The 15,691-nt window shown below is 61.3% G+C and carries 16 protein-coding genes; 8 read left to right on the forward strand and 8 right to left on the reverse strand.

All coding sequences use genetic code 11. The annotated features are described in order from the left end of the window. Positions 1–49: 49 nt before the first annotated feature. Entirely contained in the window at positions 50–703 is a 654-nt protein-coding gene (locus G5306_RS10380) for an alpha/beta hydrolase (protein ID WP_421208910.1), read from the reverse strand. Then, complete coding sequence (gene cyaY / locus G5306_RS10385; protein WP_069554181.1) at positions 700–1,014, reverse strand: iron donor protein CyaY; 315 nt, start codon at positions 1,012–1,014, stop codon at positions 700–702. The genes G5306_RS10380 and cyaY overlap by 4 nt, the downstream gene beginning before the upstream one ends. Before the next feature lie 73 nt (positions 1,015–1,087). Here cyaY and lptM point away from each other — a divergent pair, with 73 nt between their 5' ends. From lptM to G5306_RS10415, 6 genes are all read left to right on the forward strand, one after another. Beyond that, on the forward strand, positions 1,088–1,264 hold the full coding sequence (gene lptM / locus G5306_RS10390) for an LPS translocon maturation chaperone LptM (protein ID WP_019444858.1): 177 nt from the start codon (positions 1,088–1,090) through the stop codon (positions 1,262–1,264). Between the two features lie 32 nt (positions 1,265–1,296). Beyond that, on the forward strand, positions 1,297–2,547 hold the full coding sequence (gene lysA, locus G5306_RS10395; RefSeq protein ID WP_064335261.1) for a diaminopimelate decarboxylase: 1,251 nt from the start codon (positions 1,297–1,299) through the stop codon (positions 2,545–2,547). 185 nt (positions 2,548–2,732) lie between these two features. After that, on the forward strand, positions 2,733–3,563 hold the full coding sequence (dapF, locus tag G5306_RS10400) for a diaminopimelate epimerase (RefSeq protein ID WP_005336371.1): 831 nt from the start codon (positions 2,733–2,735) through the stop codon (positions 3,561–3,563). A gap of 91 nt (positions 3,564–3,654) precedes the next feature. Further along, the gene (locus G5306_RS10405; RefSeq protein ID WP_005336370.1) at positions 3,655–4,335 is read left to right on the forward strand and encodes a DUF484 family protein; all 681 of its coding nucleotides are present in this window, start codon (positions 3,655–3,657) and stop codon (positions 4,333–4,335) included. Continuing rightward, complete coding sequence (xerC, locus tag G5306_RS10410; protein WP_337073095.1) at positions 4,328–5,305, forward strand: tyrosine recombinase XerC; 978 nt, start codon at positions 4,328–4,330, stop codon at positions 5,303–5,305. The genes G5306_RS10405 and xerC overlap by 8 nt, the downstream gene beginning before the upstream one ends. A gap of 32 nt (positions 5,306–5,337) precedes the next feature. Continuing rightward, positions 5,338–6,048, forward strand: coding sequence for an HAD-IA family hydrolase (locus G5306_RS10415; RefSeq protein ID WP_216952727.1), 711 nt, complete (start codon positions 5,338–5,340; stop codon positions 6,046–6,048). Positions 6,049–6,124: 76 nt separating this feature from the next. Here the strand turns inward: G5306_RS10415 and G5306_RS10420 are convergent, their stop codons facing one another. After that, positions 6,125–6,523, reverse strand: coding sequence for an STY0301 family protein (locus G5306_RS10420; RefSeq protein WP_216952728.1), 399 nt, complete (start codon positions 6,521–6,523; stop codon positions 6,125–6,127). Between the two features lie 45 nt (positions 6,524–6,568). Beyond that, positions 6,569–8,095, reverse strand: coding sequence for a mechanosensitive ion channel family protein (locus tag G5306_RS10425; RefSeq protein WP_216954494.1), 1,527 nt, complete (start codon positions 8,093–8,095; stop codon positions 6,569–6,571). A gap of 145 nt (positions 8,096–8,240) precedes the next feature. Here G5306_RS10425 and G5306_RS10430 point away from each other — a divergent pair, with 145 nt between their 5' ends. After that, complete coding sequence (locus G5306_RS10430; RefSeq protein WP_421312878.1) at positions 8,241–8,624, forward strand: hypothetical protein; 384 nt, start codon at positions 8,241–8,243, stop codon at positions 8,622–8,624. A 3-nt stretch (positions 8,625–8,627) separates the two neighbouring features. Here G5306_RS10430 and G5306_RS10435 read toward each other — a convergent pair whose 3' ends face one another. Continuing rightward, positions 8,628–9,404 (reverse strand): gamma-glutamyl-gamma-aminobutyrate hydrolase family protein, encoded by a 777-nt coding sequence (locus tag G5306_RS10435; protein ID WP_216952729.1) that lies wholly within the window; start codon positions 9,402–9,404, stop codon positions 8,628–8,630. Between the two features lie 392 nt (positions 9,405–9,796). After that, the gene (yjgA, locus tag G5306_RS10440) at positions 9,797–10,321 is read right to left on the reverse strand and encodes a ribosome biogenesis factor YjgA (protein WP_005336359.1); all 525 of its coding nucleotides are present in this window, start codon (positions 10,319–10,321) and stop codon (positions 9,797–9,799) included. Positions 10,322–10,435: 114 nt separating this feature from the next. Between yjgA and pmbA the strand changes: the two genes are divergently transcribed. Continuing rightward, positions 10,436–11,779 (forward strand): metalloprotease PmbA, encoded by a 1,344-nt coding sequence (gene pmbA, locus G5306_RS10445; protein ID WP_421257822.1) that lies wholly within the window; start codon positions 10,436–10,438, stop codon positions 11,777–11,779. Positions 11,780–11,854: 75 nt separating this feature from the next. Here the strand turns inward: pmbA and G5306_RS10450 are convergent, their stop codons facing one another. Both G5306_RS10450 and G5306_RS10455 read right to left on the reverse strand, forming a co-directional pair. Further along, complete coding sequence (locus G5306_RS10450) at positions 11,855–14,410, reverse strand: TRAP transporter permease (RefSeq protein WP_227341536.1); 2,556 nt, start codon at positions 14,408–14,410, stop codon at positions 11,855–11,857. A 103-nt stretch (positions 14,411–14,513) separates the two neighbouring features. Further along, complete coding sequence (locus G5306_RS10455; RefSeq protein ID WP_204382487.1) at positions 14,514–15,485, reverse strand: TAXI family TRAP transporter solute-binding subunit; 972 nt, start codon at positions 15,483–15,485, stop codon at positions 14,514–14,516. Positions 15,486–15,691 lie beyond the last annotated feature (206 nt).

A 15,691-nucleotide genomic window follows, 5' to 3' on the forward strand; every position in this document is an offset into this window, starting at 1 on the left:
GCCATAAAAAACGGCCTGCAGATGCAGGCCGTTTGCTTTATCGGGTAGCTCAGGCCCCGAGGCGAGCCAGCAGCCAGCTGCGAATGTCGCCCAGCTGCGGACGACAGATCTCGTGACGCATCGGGTACTCGTGCCACTCGGGGGCGAGCCCGGCGCTTTCCAGCCGGTTCTTGGCATCCCAACCCAGCGACAGGCTCACCACATCGTCGTAGATGCCGTGCATGTAGCAGATGGGCAGGGTGCGAGCAGCCTCGCTTATTTCTCCGAGCAGCTTGTCGGGGGCGGCCAGATAGGTGGACATGCAGAGCAGGCCCGCCAGCTGTGCCTGATAGCGCAGCGCGGTGAAGGAGGCAATCACCCCGCCCTGAGAGAAGCCTGCCAGCACGATATGCTCGGGGGCAAACCCGTCGGCCACCAGCTGATCGAGCAATGCGGCAATCTGGTCGGCTGATTCACGGACATGGGACTCCACGGCCCGCTCGGCGGGATCCTCGAAGCTCTTTATGTCGTACCAGCCGCGCATCTTGTAGCCCATGTTGATGGTGATGGGGCGCTCGGGGGCATCCGGCAGCAGGTGACGCACCGGTAGCTCGGCGGGCAGGTCCAGCGCGTCCACCAGCGGGGCGAGACCGGCGCCGGAATCACCCAGCCCGTGCAGCCAGATCACCGCGTGACGGGCGCCCTGCGGGTGCAGGTCGGTCATGGGAACACCACCTCTTCGCCCGCCTGGGCGGTGCAGGATTGGCTCAGCAGCGCCTTGAGCTCGTGGCCGAAACGGTTGTCGATCCAGGTGTCACCCTGCAGTTCGAAGTGGAAGCCGTTCTCGCGGGTGGCGACCCAAATCTGATGCAGTGGCTCCTGCTTGTTGATGATGACCTTGGTCTTGTTCTCGAAAGAGAGGGTCAATACGCCACCGTTGCGTTCGCAGTCGATATCCGGATACCCCTCGTCGAGCGTGTCTTCCACATATTGGAAAAAGGCGTCGGTCAGGGCGTGATACTCGTGATCCTTCATCGGTTTATCCTGTTGCTTTTAACAATGTGAGTGCGATTATAGAGGGCCAAAAATTTTTTCGCAGCGAACCATTATGATCACCCAGTTCACCAAGTGTCTGCTTGCCACTCTTCTGTCCCTCGGGTTGGCCGCGTGCGGTCTGAAGGGGCCGCTCTATATGCCGCCCCCCGAGCAGCCACAGAGCCAGAGTACACCGCAAGCAGCGCCGCCTGCGACCACTGAGGCTGCCACCGAGGCCGCGCCGCACTAATGCCGCACCCATTCTAGGAAGGAACCGCCCCCTTGGATCACTTTAACTACGACGCCGACGGCCAGCTTCAGGCCGAGCAAACCTCGCTGCAACAGCTTGCCGAGCAGTACGGTACCCCGCTTTACGTCTACTCCCGTGCGACCCTCGAGCGCCACTGGCACGCCTTCGACAAGGCCGCTGGCGATATTCCCCATCTGATCTGCTATGCGGTGAAGGCCAACTCCAATCTGGCGCTGCTCAACCTGCTGGCCCGTCTGGGCTCGGGGTTTGACATCGTCTCCGGTGGCGAGCTGTCGCGGGTACTGGCGGCGGGCGGTGATCCGGCCAAGGTGGTTTTCTCCGGGGTCGCCAAGAGCGAAGCGGAGATGCGCCTTGCGCTGGATAAAGAGATCCTCTGCTTCAATCTGGAGTCGGAAGCCGAGCTGGAGCGCCTCAATCGGGTGGCGGGCAGCATGGGCAAGAAGGCCCGCGTCTCGGTGCGGGTCAATCCGGATATCGATGCCGGTACTCACCCCTATATCTCCACTGGCCTCAAGCAGAACAAGTTCGGCATTCCCATCGAGCTGGCGCCCGCCATCTATCGCAAGGCGGCCGCGATGGCGAACATCGAAATCGTCGGGGTGGATTGCCATATCGGCTCGCAACTCACTGAATTGAATCCCTTTATGGAAGCGGCTGACAAGTTGCTGCGGCTGATCGACGGTCTGGCAGCGGAAGGCATTCATATCCATCATCTGGACGTGGGGGGCGGCCTTGGGGTCAACTACGGTTCCGAGCAGCCGCCCCATCCGACCGAGTACGCCGAAGCGCTGAAGCAGAAGCTGGCGGGCCGGGATCTGACCCTGCTGTTCGAGCCGGGCCGCGCCATCGTCGCCAATGCCGGCGTGCTGCTGACCCGGGTGGAGTACCTCAAGCCGGGCGAGACCCGCAACTTCGCGCTGATCGATGCCGGTATGAACGACATGCTGCGCCCCTCGCTCTACGGCGCCTGGATGAACATCATCGAGGTGGATAGCCGCGCCGGTCATGCTCCCGCGCTCTATGACGTGGTGGGCCCGGTGTGCGAGACCGGCGACTTCCTCGGCAAGGAGCGCACCCTGGCCATTGCCGAAGGCTCCCTGCTGGCGGTGCGTTCGGCCGGAGCCTACGGCTTTACCATGTCATCCAACTACAACACCCGTCCGCGCGCAGCCGAAGTGCTGGTGGATGGTGCCGAAGCACATCTGATCCGCGAGCGTGAGCAGTTGGCCGATCTCTGGCGTGGTGAGCACCTGCTGCCCTGATGGCGCAGGCTGGGACAATGATTTCATAACGGTTGACGGTGAGTTTTTACAGCCCTAACAGCACAGGAATGCACGATGTTGACAGATTGTTCCAGGATGCATGGGGCTTTGGACAACGACTTCATGGCGTTTAGCGACCCTTGGTTCGGTGAATTTTTACAGCCCTAACAGCACAGGAATGCACGATGTTGATAGATTTTTCCAAGATGCATGGCTTGGGCAACGACTTCATGGTGGTGGATGGCGTCACCCAGAAGGTATTTTTCAGCAATGACGTCATCAAGAAGCTGGCAGATCGCCACTTCGGGATCGGCTTTGACCAGCTGCTGCTGGTGGAGCCGCCCTATGACCCTGAACTCGACTTTCACTATCGCATTTTCAATGCCGATGGCAGCGAGGTGGAGCAGTGCGGCAACGGCGCCCGCTGTTTTGCCCGTTTCGTGCGTCTCAAGGGGCTGATCAACCGGGATCGCATCGCGGTCAGTACCGCCCGGGGTCGCATCGTGTTGCAGCTGGAGGGGGAGAATCAGGTCACGGTCAACATGGGTGTTCCCCAGTTTGAGCCGGGCAAGATCCCGTTCCGGGCCCAGAAGGCAGAGAAAACCTATCTGTTGCGGGCGCAGGAGCATACCGTGATGTGTGGCGTGGTCTCCATGGGTAATCCCCACTGCGTCATCGAGGTGCCTTCGGTCGCCGATGCGCCCGTCGAGACGCTCGGTGCCATCATGGAGCGCCACGAGCGTTTCCCTGAGCGGGTCAACGTCGGCTTCATGGAGATGGTCAACGCCACCGAGATCAAGCTGCGTGTATTCGAGCGGGGCTGTGGCGAGACCCTGGCCTGCGGCACCGGTGCCTGTGCGGCGGCGGTGATTGGCATCAGTCAGGGCAAGCTCAAGGAGCGGGTCACCGTCAGTCTGCCGGGCGGCAAGCTGACCATCGCCTGGAAGGGGCCGGGCCAGCCGGTCTACATGACAGGCCCCGCCGAGCATGTGTTTGACGGCCAGATAGAGGTTTAGCCGATAAAGGTTCAGGTACGGGGGGCGCTGGCCCCCTTTGCCCATGATGTCGGGGCAGCGAGCCCCATTTCTCTGATGGATCAACCAATTTATGAGCGAACTCAAACGGCAGGAGCAATCGGTGGATGAAGCCACTGTGCTGGAGTACCTGGCCCGTTATCCCGAGTTTTTCCAACGCCATGCCGCCGTGCTGGACCGGATCCGCATTCCCCATGAACGCAAAGGGTCGGTCTCGCTGGTCGAGCGCCAGCTGGAGCGTCAGCGCGAGCGGATCGAACAGCTGGAGCAGGAGATCACCGAATTGATGGGGATCGCCAGCGAAAACGAGCGGATCTTCCGGGTCTATGCCGATCTCTACGGCGAGCTGTACGGCTGCCAGACCCTGTTCGAGGTAAGTGCCGTGATGGGCAAGGCCTTTGTCCAGCGGCTGCGCCTGACCGGGCTGCGGCTCTGGCTCAATCCCAAGAAGTTTGCCCTGAGCGGGCCCGAGCAGCGCTTTCTGGCGCAGGGCAAGCAGCTCGAATCCCTGCTGGGTCAGCGTCTGCCGGGGCAGGATTACTACTTTGGCCGCCTGAGCCAGAGCGAGAAGCAGGCGCTGTTTGGCCATGATGTGCTGGTCAACTCGGTGGCCCTGATGCGGCTCGGCGATCTCGGTGTGCTGGCCTTCGCCAGCTCGGATCCCGGCCACTTTACTCCCCACAACGACACCCTGCTGCTGGGCCAACTGGGGCGCCTGCTGCAACTGCGTCTGCCCGAGTTGACTCATGGCTAGAACACCGGCCAAGGCGCCTGCCAAAGCACCCGTCATCGCACCGCCACTGCCTGCGGCACTGGCGGACGAGCTGGCGGCCTTTATCGAATACCTGAGGGTCGAGCGTCAGCTCAGCCCTCATACCCGCAATAACTATCAAGCCCATCTGGAGGCGATGACCGCCGAGCTGGTGGCCCTCGGGCTCACTGATTGGGGTCGGCTCGAGGCGAGTCAGGTGCGCACTCTGGTGACCCGGATGCACAAGGGGGGCCTTGCTCCTCGTTCCCTTTCCACCAAGGTCTCGGCCCTGCGCAGCTTTTGCGACTGGCAGGTGCGGCAGGGGCGGCTCACCGCCAATCCGGCTCGCGGTATCGTCACCCCCAAACAGGGGCGGCCGCTGCCGAAAAACCTCGATGTGGACGAGATGCACCAGCTGCTCAACATTACCGACGAGCAGGATCCGCTGGCGGTGCGGGATCGCGCCATCATGGAGCTGATGTACTCTTCAGGGCTGCGTCTGGCCGAGCTGGTGGGGATCAATCTGGTGGATCTGAAGCTCGACGACCGCCAGCTCAAGGTGACCGGCAAGGGCTCGCGGGAGCGGGTGCTGCCCATCGGCCGGATGGCGGTGGAGTGGCTGCAGAAGTGGCTCAAGGTGCGCCCGCTGCTGGCCGGGGATGAGAGCGAGGCGCTGTTTGTCTCCAACCGCAAGCAGCGGCTGTCGGCGCGCTCGGTGCAGGCCCGCCTCGATGGCTGGGGCAACAAGCAGGCGCTTAACGCCCACGTCCATCCCCACAAGCTGCGCCACAGCTTCGCCACCCATATGCTGGAGTCTTCCGGCGATCTCCGGGCGGTTCAGGAGCTGCTGGGACATGCCGACCTCTCCACCACCCAGATCTATACCCACCTCGACTTCCAGCATCTGGCCAAGGTTTACGACAGCGCCCACCCCAGGGCCAAGCGTGACCCGGATGCGCAGGACGATGAATAACGGGCCCTGAGCCCCGTTGCAGAGGATAGTCCATGCACTTCTATCGCCGCTGGCAGCCGGTTGCTGCCATCTCGTTTGACCTCGATGACACCCTCTATGACAACGGCCCCGCCATCGTGCGGGCCGAGCAGTGGATGTTGAGCCATCTGCGCAGCGAATATCTGGCGACAGCCATGCTCGACAAGCCACGCTGGCTGGAGCTAAAACGCGCTGTGTTGCTGGCCAACCCCGGGCTGCGCCACGATGTCAGCCTGGCGCGCCAGCAGACCATCCGCGCCGCCATGGTCGAGGGGGGGATGGCCGACCAGCAGGCCAGTCGCGAGGCGGAGCAGGTGTTTGCTGCGTTTCTGGCAGAGCGCTCGAAGATCGATGTGAGCGAGTCCACTCATCAGCTGCTGGCCAGATTGGCCGAACGCTACCCGCTGGTGGTCATCACCAACGGCAATCTGGATCTGCTTCAGGCCGGGCTGGATCGCTACTTCACGCTGGTCTGCAAGGCGGGGGCGGGCGCCAGGATGAAACCGGCGCCGGATATGTTTGAGCAGACCCGCAGTGCCCTCAAGCTGCCTGCGCAGCGGATCCTCCATGTGGGGGATCATCCCGAGACCGATGTACTGGGTGCCCGTCTGCATGGCTTTCGCGCCGCCTGGCTCAACGAACGGCAGCAACCGTGGCAACGGCTGCAACAGTTGCCGGACGTGGAGCTGACGGCACTGGAGGAGCTGGCTGAGCTGCTGCTCTGATGGCGCTGGCGGGTGGCCACGCTCAGGTGGTAATGGCTGTCAGCGAATAGCGATATATGGCAAGGGGTTACGCCCGCTATTTGCGACAAACCAACCCGAGCAGGGTGTAGCGGTCGCGCTGGTTGACGCGGCAGTAACTGATGCCGACGGGCAGCGCCTGCTGCAGGGTGATGGCGCTGTTCTGATAGCGGCAGACCAGATAGAGGGGGCGCAGGCTGCTATCGAGCTGGCTCCAGTAGTGGATCTCGTCGCTGTCGCCGTTATCCGGTTTGAGCTGGACCCGCTCATCGGGATTTCCGTCAAACAGGGAGAGACGATCCAGCCGATGGGTGAGGCGCTCGCCAAGTTTGCCGTTGTCGTTGCGGGTCACGGCCTGCCAGCCCTGCTGCGGGGTCAGCAGCTGCTGGCGAGCCTCGATGGTGGCAGGACAATCAAATTGCAGGCTGGCGGCAAGGGCCAGGGTTGTCAGTAACATGGCTGCTGTTCTCTCTTCACGTCCTCAACAAGATGCCATGCTACGTCATCTGCCCCCGAACAGCTTCATCAGTTTATCAAGCAGATCAAGCTGTTGTGGTGGCCGTTTCATTGACTCTGCCTCTCGTTCCAGCAGTGCCTGTTGCTCCTGCTGACGGTCACTCAGTACTCGATAGAGGGGCTCGACCAGTGACTCGCGCTGGGCGACCAGCTCCTGGAACATGCTCTGATTGATGCGATAGGTTTCGACGGTGGCCACCGCCCGCACGGTGAAGGTACTGGGTTCGCCGGTGAGCAGGCTCAGTTCCCCGAAGAAGTCACCTGCGCCGAGAGTGCCCAGTTTCAACTCTTTCCCTTCCAGATTAATCAGCATCTCGGCTTCCCCTTTGACCAGTACGAACAGCCAGTTGGAGACCTCTCCCTGCTCAAGCATGATGTCACCGCTGACAAAGGGGGCAAACTTCACCTGGTCCGCCAGTCTGATCAGCTCATCCTCCTGCAACATGGCAAACAGAGGTAACTTGCGCAGGGTCGCGGTGCGTTCGACCGTGTGGCGTTTGTGGCGGGCATCCAGGTGCTGCTTCTCCTTGGCCATAAAGACATTGAAGATCGGTGGGGTAAGGCGGCGATCGTTGCGACGCAGGGCGGCATCGATCAGGCTGCGTACCATGGAGTCGGTCGGATCATCGCGAGCCAGATCGGTCAGCCAGTAGCGCACTGCATAGCGGGCAATCCCCCCCTCGACATTCATCAGCAGACAGTCCGGTTGCGGATGCTTGGCGACGCAGGGGAGCTTGGTCTCTCGCAGGGATTTCTCGATCAGGGCGATGATCTGGGTCGGCAGGGTATCCAGGGTCAGATCGAACCAGACCCAGCGTCGCCACTGCAGCGGCTCGCCACGGCGACGCCCGAGCACGGTGAAGCGCTGTTTGAGCAGATGGCTGTTGGGGATGACGACGGTCTCCCAGTTGCGGGTCTCGATGGTGGTGGCACGCCAGTTGATCTCCACCACCCGGCCCTGGGTGGTGTCTACTTGCAGCCAGTCCCCGATGGCGATGGAGTTGTCGAGCTGGATGGAGACCCCGGCCAGCAGGTTGCCCAAAGTATCCTGCATGGCGAAGGCGATGACCGCGGTGATCACCGCCGAGGTGGTGACTATCTCCCCGAGCGCCATGCCGGAGGCGTAGAGGCGAAACAGACCCCAGCCGATATAGCCGATGGTGATGACGATGTCGGCGATGATCCGCGGGATGCGGATCTGGCAGAGGGGCAGAAGAAATTCGAACAGCAGTATCCCCCACACTTTTACCAATATCAGGCCCGCCAGCAGGGTGGAGATCTCGATCAGCAATTGATGGGGCAGCGGCAGTTTGAACCAGCCCCCTTCCAACTGGATCAGCAGGATCACGACAGTGCTTATCATCACGAAGCTGAGCTCGGAGAGCAGCTCCCGTCGTTGCCCGGGGCGGCGCCAGAAGTGGAGCAGCATCAGAGAGAGTGTGAGCAGGGTCCAGAACGGGTGTTCGCGGATCCATATCAGTGTGGGTAGCGCAGTGAGGTTGTCGCTGAACATGACGGCCCCTTGTGATGGTTTTATTTCCAGCATAGCCGTTCCGGCACGGGGAAATGGTGCGTTGGGGCAGCAATTTATTTATCCTGTGCAGAACCGGGCAAAGGAGTGCGATTGAGTGAAATTTTCAAAGAAAATCATCTGTTTGATGGCCCTGTTGCCACTGGCTGGCTGCGATCTGCTGGTCGAGAAGTATCGGGTCGAATTCCGGGATGGCTCCTGGCGTGAAATAGCTATTACCCCCTTCTCCAGCGAGGCGCGCTGGCGCGAGGGGTGTGCCACCGGCGAGGTGCTGAGCGATATGAAGGTGCCCGTCAAACGGGGTGATACGGTCAATGGCCGCGAGCAGTTGCTGATCGGCGGCGAGAAGTTCGAGCTGGATGACAACAACCTCTACCGCAGCAACGGCATGGTGTTTGGCCATTCGCCTGATCATATCCAGCGTGGGCTCAAGGGGATGGATATTTGCCGTACCCTGCGCCCCGAGCGGGGCGGATTGCCCAAGCTCAAGGCGCGAGGATTTGGTGAATAAGCGTTAACGATTATCTCTCTGACGGCGTCGGCAGGCGTCACCAAAGGCCTGGAAGATCTTGATGGAGTGAGGATTCTCGCTGGCTTTCCACTCCGGGTGCCACTGTACTGCCAGCAGGAAAGGGGAGAGGGTAGGAGCATGGATGGCCTCGACCAGTCCATCTTCGGCATGGGCCAGCGGCTCTAGGCCATCACCAAGACGGTTTAGCCCCTGTCCATGCAGGGAGTTGACCGGTATCTGTTCAGCCCCCATCAGTTCGGCAAACCAGCTGCCCGGCAGCAGCTCAATTTGATGACTTGGCCCATACTGTTCGTCGACCGGATCGTCGGCATCTTCCCGATGATCGTCATAACCCGGTTCGGTGTAGACCTTCTGGTGGATATCTCCGCCCAGTGCCACGTTGATCTCCTGCATGCCGCGACAGATCCCGAGGATCGGCATGCCACGGGCGAGGGCTCCCTTAATGAGGGGCAGATCGAACAGGTCGCGATCCCTGTCCTGCTGTTTCTCCGGGGTGAGGTTCTCCTGTCCGTAAAGCGCCGGATCGATGTTGGAGCCGGCGCCGCTCAGATAGATGCCGTCAGCCAGATCCAGATACTGCTCCAGATCGGCGGTGCCACAGCAGGTGGGCACCAGCAGCGGGACACAGCCGCTGATCTCGACCAGCGGCATGATGTATTTGTGGGTCATTACCTGATAGGCGTGGCCGTTGCGGGGCTGGGCCCCCATGGTCATCAGCACGACGGGTTTACGGTTGGTGACGAGTATGGAATTTGGCATAGAACACCCTGATTATCCCTGGCGTTGAAGTCTCATCCTGCACCTTGGGCAGACCCTTGCACATCGGCTGGGCAAGGGCATGCCTCAAGGTATGGTCATGGGATCCCGCGTCTTACCGGGTGGCAGAATCGAATCGTCGGTCAGCCTCGGCAGCGACAGCCTGGATCCTCTCCCCAGTCTGCCAAGGCTGTTCAATATGTCAAACAAAATGATGCAAAATTGTTAATGCAATAGTTTTGAATGGTTCTTTAGTGGCGATTTTACTGGGAAAAACGGATAGGGATGTATGCCAGGAACACCAGAGTGGTGGATATATTAAACGCACAGGGAGGGGGTAGGGGAAAAGGCATCAAGATAAACACGCCTCCCCGAGGGGAGGCGTGTTTCGGGGATCACAGCAGGTCTTCGATCTCGCCGCGCAGATACTGGTACATCTCGCGGTAGGCGACCGGCGGCTTGTTCAGCTCCCGCTCCTTGTTGGCGGAGCGGATCAGCTGGCGCAGCTTCTGGCGATCCAGTTCGTGGAACTGGGACATCAGCTCGTTGAGGGCGCTGTCACCTTCGGTGATCAGGCGCTCGCGCCACTGCTCCAGGCGATGCAGGCGCGCATTCACGGTGGAGTGACGGTTCTTGATGATGGAGAGCGCTTCGGCAATCGGCTCGATATCGCGGCTGCGCATCAGGCGGCCGATGAACTGCAGATGGCGACGGAAGGACTCATCCTTCTTCGGCTTGAGTTTGCGACCCAGCTCGACAGCTTCTGCAAGCTCTTCATCCAACGGGATTTTTTCCAGCTCGCTGTGGCTGAGGGAGACGATCTCTTCCCCCATTTTCTGCAATGCTTCGGCATCGCGCTTGAGCTGGCTCTTGCTGGGGCCCCAGTCTTCGAACTCGTTGTCGTCTTGATATTGACTCATCGGTCTCTTGATTCCTGTCATTCACGTTTGGCGGATATGTTACCAGCTTCTCCCGCTGGGCGCAGGGGTCTGATATGCTTACCCCCCTTTCCTTCTTTCATACAGATGTGAGTTATGGATCAGCAAGACCAAATCCGCCAGGATCAAGCCCATCTCGAGGCCGTGGTTGCCGAAGCCCTGGAGATAGCCAAAGGACTGGGCGCCTCGCTGGCCGAAGTCTCCATCAGCAAGCAGACCGGGTTGTCGGTGAACACCCGGGGTTGTGAACTGGAAAGCATTGAATTCAATAAGGATGGCGCCCTCGGCATCGCCGTCTATCGCGATGGTTGCAAGGGATCTTCCTCGACCACCGATCTGAGCAAACCCGCCATTCGTGCCGCCGTTGAAGCGGCCATCGAGATTGCCCGCCACACCTCGGCGGATGATTGCGCCGGTCTGGCGGACGCCGAGCTGCTGGCCTGGGATGCCCCCGACCTGCAACTGTGTCACCAAATCGAGCTGGATCCCCAGCGCGGCATCGATCTGGCCATCGAGTGCGAACGACTCGCTCTGGGTCGCGATGTCCGTATCAAGCACTCCGACGGTGCCGGTTTCTCCAGCCATCTTGGTATCAAGGTCTATGGTAACAGCCACGGCTTCGTCAAAGGCTACGCGGCGTCGCGTAACTCCCTTAGCTGCGTGCTGATCGGCGAGCAGGATGGCGACATGCAGCGGGATTACGGCTACTCCTCCAGCCGTTCCCTCGACGGGCTCTGGAGCGCGCAGCGCATCGCCGACGAGGCGGTGGAGCGTACCGTCTCCCGTCTCGGCGCCCGCAAGATTTCTACCCGCCATGCCCCTGTGCTGTTCCACCCCGATACTGCCTCCGGCCTGTGGGGCCATCTGGTGATGGCCATCAGCGGTGGCAACCTCTATCGCAAGTCGAGCTTCCTGCTCGACAAATTGGGCAAGCAGATCCTGCCAGAGTGGCTCACCATTCAGGAGTTCCCCCACCTGCTGGGGGGGCTCGCCAGTACCCCGTTCGATGGCGAAGGGGTGCGTACCCGCGACATGGATATCATCCGTAACGGCGAGCTGATGAGCTGGCTGCTTACCTCCTACTCTGCGCGCAAGCTGGGGCTGACCACTACGGGTCATGCCGGTGGCATCCACAACTGGCAGGTCTCCAATACCGGCCAGGATTTTCAGGGCATGCTGAAAGAGATGGGTACCGGTCTGCTGGTGACCGAGCTGATGGGGCAGGGGGTCAATATCGTCAATGGCGACTACTCCCGCGGCGCTGCCGGTTTCTGGGTCGAGAATGGCGAAATAGCCTATCCGGTCGAGGAGATCACCATCGCCGGCAATCTGGCCGAGATGTTCAGTCATATCGTGGCGGTGGGTAGTGACGAGGATGAGCGCTCCAGTCTCAAGACCGGCTCGGTGCTGGTAGAGAATATGAAGCTGGCGGGTCACTGATCGCCGCTGCAGCGAGATCGATATCCATAAAAAGAGGGCCGCAATCGCGGCCCTCTGTCTTATTTGCCTGGCGGATTAACCGGCCTTGACGCTGCGGCGACGCTGCAGCCAGACGATCACCCCGAACAGCAGGAAGCCCGGGATCCACATCCACTCCTTGCGCCAGCGATCGGTGGGCGCCTTGACGGTGAGGATCTCCTGATCGAACTCCAGCCCCATGGTGGCGGCCGGGCTGCCAAAGGCGACGTTGTCGATCAGCGTTTTGCCATCTTGCTCATAGAGGCTCAGCCCCAGATTGGCCAGCCGCTCTTCGCCATTTGCCCCATCCGGTACGGCGACCAGCAGGGTGAACTTGCGTGGCTTGCCCACTGCATCTTCACCGAGGATCCGCAGCCGCAGGGTGCTCTCCGCCTCCACTTCACCCATGGTTTGGGCCAGCTGGGCAGGCGGGGTCTCGCGATAGGGGTCGTGCACCATGTCCATCCAGAAACCCGGGCGGAACAGGGTAAAGGCGACCAGCAACAGCAGCACGCTCTCGTACCAGCGGCTCTTCACCAGGAACCAGCCCTGAGTGGCGGCGGCGAAGATCAGCATGGCGATGGTCGCCACGATGAAGATCAGCACCCCGTGGGCGAAGTCCACGTCGATCAGCAGCAGATCGGTGTTGAAGATAAACAGGAACGGCAGCGCTGCGGTACGCAGGCTGTAGTAAAACGCCGTGATCCCGGTCTTGATGGGGTCGCCCTTGGAGACAGCCGCTGCCGCGAAGGAGGCCAGTCCCACCGGCGGCGTCACATCCGCCATGATGCCGAAGTAGAATACGAACAGGTGCACTGCGATAAGCGGCACGATCAGCCCGTTTTGCTGCCCCAGCGTCACCACCACTGGTGCCAGCAGGCTGGACACCACGATGTAGTTGGCAGTGGTGGGCAGCCCCATGCCGAGGATCAGGCTCAACAGGGCGGTGAGCAGCAGCATCAGCAGCAGGTTGCCCATGGAGAGGAACTCCACCAGATCCGCCAGCACCAGACCGACCCCGGTCTGGGAGACCGCACCCACGATAATCCCCGCGGTGGCGGTGGCAATGCCGATACCGATCATGTTGCGGGCACCGGCGACCAGCCCTTCCCGCAGATCCACCACGCCGTCAGCGACGGTGCCGTAGTCGTGCTTGCCGTCCTTGCGCAGCCAGTTGAGCAGCGGGCGCTGGGTCAGCAGGATGATCACCAGCATCACGGTCCCCCAGAAGGCCGACAGCCCCGGCGAGAGGCGTTCCACCATCAGGCACCACACCAGTACCACCACCGGCAGCAGGAAGTGCAGGCCGGAGAGCAGCACGGCGCGGGTGTTGGGCAATTCGGTGAGCGGCTTGTCGGGATCTTCGGCAGGCAGCGGTTCATTGCTGGCGGCGATCTTCAACAGGGCCACATAGGTGGCAGCCAGCAGTACCGAGATCCCCGGCAGGGCGTAGTCACCCAGTGCAGGTTTGAGCCAGCCGAGGCCATAGTAGACCGCCAGTGACAGGCCGCTGATGAGGGCCGCGCCAAAGGCAAAACCGGTCAGGCGACGCAGCCAGGGTTTGGGTTGATGGTTGCCGATGGGCTGCATGCCCAGTTTCAGCGCCTCCAGATGGACGATGTAGAGCAGCGCTATGTAGGAGATGGTGGCAGGCAGGAAGGCGTGCTTGATGATCTCCACATAGGGGATGCCCACGTATTCGACCATCAGGAAAGCCGCAGCCCCCATCACGGGTGGCATGATCTGGCCGTTGACCGAGGAGGCTACTTCCACCGCCCCCGCTTTCTCTGAACTGAAGCCCACCTTCTTCATCATCGGGATGGTGAAGGTACCGGTGGTCACCACGTTGGCAATCGACGAGCCGGAAATCAGACCGGTCAGGCCGGAGGCGACCACTGCCGCCTTGGCGGGGCCGCCGCGCAGGTGGCCGAGCAGGCTGAAGGCGAGCTGGATAAAGTAGTGACCGGCACCGGCCCGTTCCAGCAGGGCGCCGAACAGCACGAACAGGAACACGAAGCTGGTGGAGACGCCAAGGGCAATGCCAAACACCCCTTCGGTGGTGATCCACTGGTGGTTGGCCAGCGCGGTGAAACCTACCCCGCGGTGTGCCAGCAGTCCCGGCATCCAGGGGCCCGCCAGACTGTAGATCAGAAAGACGATGGCGATGACCGCCAGTGCCGGCCCCAGGGCGCGGCGCGCCGCTTCCAGCAGCAGCGGAATGCCGATGCAGGCGGTCACCAGATCGGCGGTGGTGAGGGTGCCGGGACGCAGCGCCAGTGCTTCATACATCACGAACAGGTAAGAGGCGGCGCCAGCAGCGATCAGACCGAGGGCGATATCGCCGAGGGGAACCCGATCCCGCGGCGAGGAGCGAAATGCCGGGAACACCAGAAAAGCCAGCAACAGGGCGAAGGTGAGGTGAATGGAGCGGGTTTCGGTGTCATTGAGTACGCCAAACCCCACCATGAAGGGGAGGGGCGAGGCGATCCAGAGCTGGAACAGGGACCAGGCCAGCGCCAGCGCGGTGATGAGCCAGCCCATGATGCCCAGCGGCAGGCGAGCGCCCACATCCTGGGCGATCAGTTCCTCGGTAGAGAGTTGTTTATCTTGCATAGGGTTAACTTGTGCCAACGAGTACAACAAGAGCGACACCCGCCCCCGCAATCAGGCGGCGGACGGGTGTCGAAGAGAGTGACAAAGGCCCCGGGGCCTTCAATCAGATCCAGCCGCGCTCTTTGTAGTAGCGGGCAGCCCCTTCATGCAGCGGTGCAGAGAGACCCACCTTGATCATGTCGGCCTCTTTCAGGTCGGCAAAGGCAGGGTGCAGGCGCTTGAAGCGATCCAGGTTGTCGAACACCGACTTGACCAGCTGATAGACCACTTCCGGATCGGTTTTGGCGCTGGTGGAGAGCACCGCTTTGCCACCGATGGAGGGGGTCGGCTTGTCGCTGCCCTTGTAGATGCCGCCCGGGATCTCGGCTTTGCTGTAGTAGCTCTTCTCGGCCAGCAGCTTGTCGATGTCGGCGCCGGTCACAGGTACCAGTACTGCATCTGTGGTGGTGGAGGCTTCCTGAATGGCACCGTTCGGGTGACCGACGAAGTAGCTCATGGCGTCGATGTTGTTGTCACCGAGGGCGGAGGCCTGTTCGGCCGGTTTCAGCTCGGAGACCAGACCGAAGTCACCCTTCTTCCAGCCTTTGACCGCCATGATCTCTTCCATGGTGTCACGTTGGCCGGAGCCCGGGTTGCCGATGTTGACGCGCTTGCCCTTCAGATCGTCGAAGCTGGCGATCTTGGCATCGCGGCGAGCCAGGATGGTGAATACCTCGCTCTGCAGGGAGAAGACGGCGCGCATATCGTCCATGGCCCCTTCGGCCTGGAACGGTGGCAGCCCCTTCATCGCCTTGAACTGGTGGTCGGATTGCATGATGCCGAAGTTGAACTCACCGCTGCGGATGCCGTTGACGTTGGCAACACCGCCGCCACTGGCCGGGGCGTTGCACTTGATCTGGTGATCGGCGGCGCCGCGATTGAGGAAGCGGCAGATGGACTGGCCAGCGACATAGTAGACGCCGGTCTGACCGCCGGTGCCTATGGTCACGAAGCGCTCCTGCGCTTGCACCGGACCACCGAATGAAACACCGACCAGAGCCGCCGACAGGGCGCATGCCAAAGTTAATCCTTTCATTTTTTCTCCCTTTTCTTTGATTTTGTTTATCCGATCCCCGGATAAATTGATGGCAATCCCGTTCTGCGCCGGGCTTGCCCGCTCTTCTCGTTGCGCGAAAGCGGGGGAGTTGATTGCCCCCTTTTCCGGCGGTCACCCTCATCCTGTGGTGAGGCTACCGACCTCCTGTCGGTCGAAGATAAATTGGCCCCTGAGGGGCCAAATAA

The sequence above is a fragment of the Aeromonas sp. 603404 genome, assembly GCF_049171775.1.
Lineage (GTDB): Bacteria > Pseudomonadota > Gammaproteobacteria > Enterobacterales > Aeromonadaceae > Aeromonas > Aeromonas veronii_A.

Excerpts from the sequence above, each read along its gene's own strand:
- G5306_RS10435 (WP_216952729.1), bottom strand. The coding sequence starts at position 9,404 with ATGCCAAATTCCATACTCGTCACCAACCGTAAACCCGTCGTGCTGATG.
- dapF (WP_005336371.1), top strand. The coding sequence starts at position 2,733 with ATGTTGATAGATTTTTCCAAGATGCATGGCTTGGGCAACGACTTCATG.
- G5306_RS10450 (WP_227341536.1), bottom strand. The coding sequence starts at position 14,410 with ATGCAAGATAAACAACTCTCTACCGAGGAACTGATCGCCCAGGATGTG.
- pmbA (WP_421257822.1), top strand. The coding sequence starts at position 10,436 with ATGGATCAGCAAGACCAAATCCGCCAGGATCAAGCCCATCTCGAGGCC.
- G5306_RS10430 (WP_421312878.1), top strand. The coding sequence starts at position 8,241 with ATGGCCCTGTTGCCACTGGCTGGCTGCGATCTGCTGGTCGAGAAGTAT.
- G5306_RS10415 (WP_216952727.1), top strand. The coding sequence starts at position 5,338 with ATGCACTTCTATCGCCGCTGGCAGCCGGTTGCTGCCATCTCGTTTGAC.
- G5306_RS10425 (WP_216954494.1), bottom strand. The coding sequence starts at position 8,095 with ATGTTCAGCGACAACCTCACTGCGCTACCCACACTGATATGGATCCGC.
- G5306_RS10405 (WP_005336370.1), top strand. The coding sequence starts at position 3,655 with ATGAGCGAACTCAAACGGCAGGAGCAATCGGTGGATGAAGCCACTGTG.
- xerC (WP_337073095.1), top strand. The coding sequence starts at position 4,328 with ATGGCTAGAACACCGGCCAAGGCGCCTGCCAAAGCACCCGTCATCGCA.
- G5306_RS10455 (WP_204382487.1), bottom strand. The coding sequence starts at position 15,485 with ATGAAAGGATTAACTTTGGCATGCGCCCTGTCGGCGGCTCTGGTCGGT.
- G5306_RS10380 (WP_421208910.1), bottom strand. The coding sequence starts at position 703 with ATGACCGACCTGCACCCGCAGGGCGCCCGTCACGCGGTGATCTGGCTG.
- yjgA (WP_005336359.1), bottom strand. The coding sequence starts at position 10,321 with ATGAGTCAATATCAAGACGACAACGAGTTCGAAGACTGGGGCCCCAGC.
- cyaY (WP_069554181.1), bottom strand. The coding sequence starts at position 1,014 with ATGAAGGATCACGAGTATCACGCCCTGACCGACGCCTTTTTCCAATAT.
- G5306_RS10420 (WP_216952728.1), bottom strand. The coding sequence starts at position 6,523 with ATGTTACTGACAACCCTGGCCCTTGCCGCCAGCCTGCAATTTGATTGT.
- lptM (WP_019444858.1), top strand. The coding sequence starts at position 1,088 with ATGATCACCCAGTTCACCAAGTGTCTGCTTGCCACTCTTCTGTCCCTC.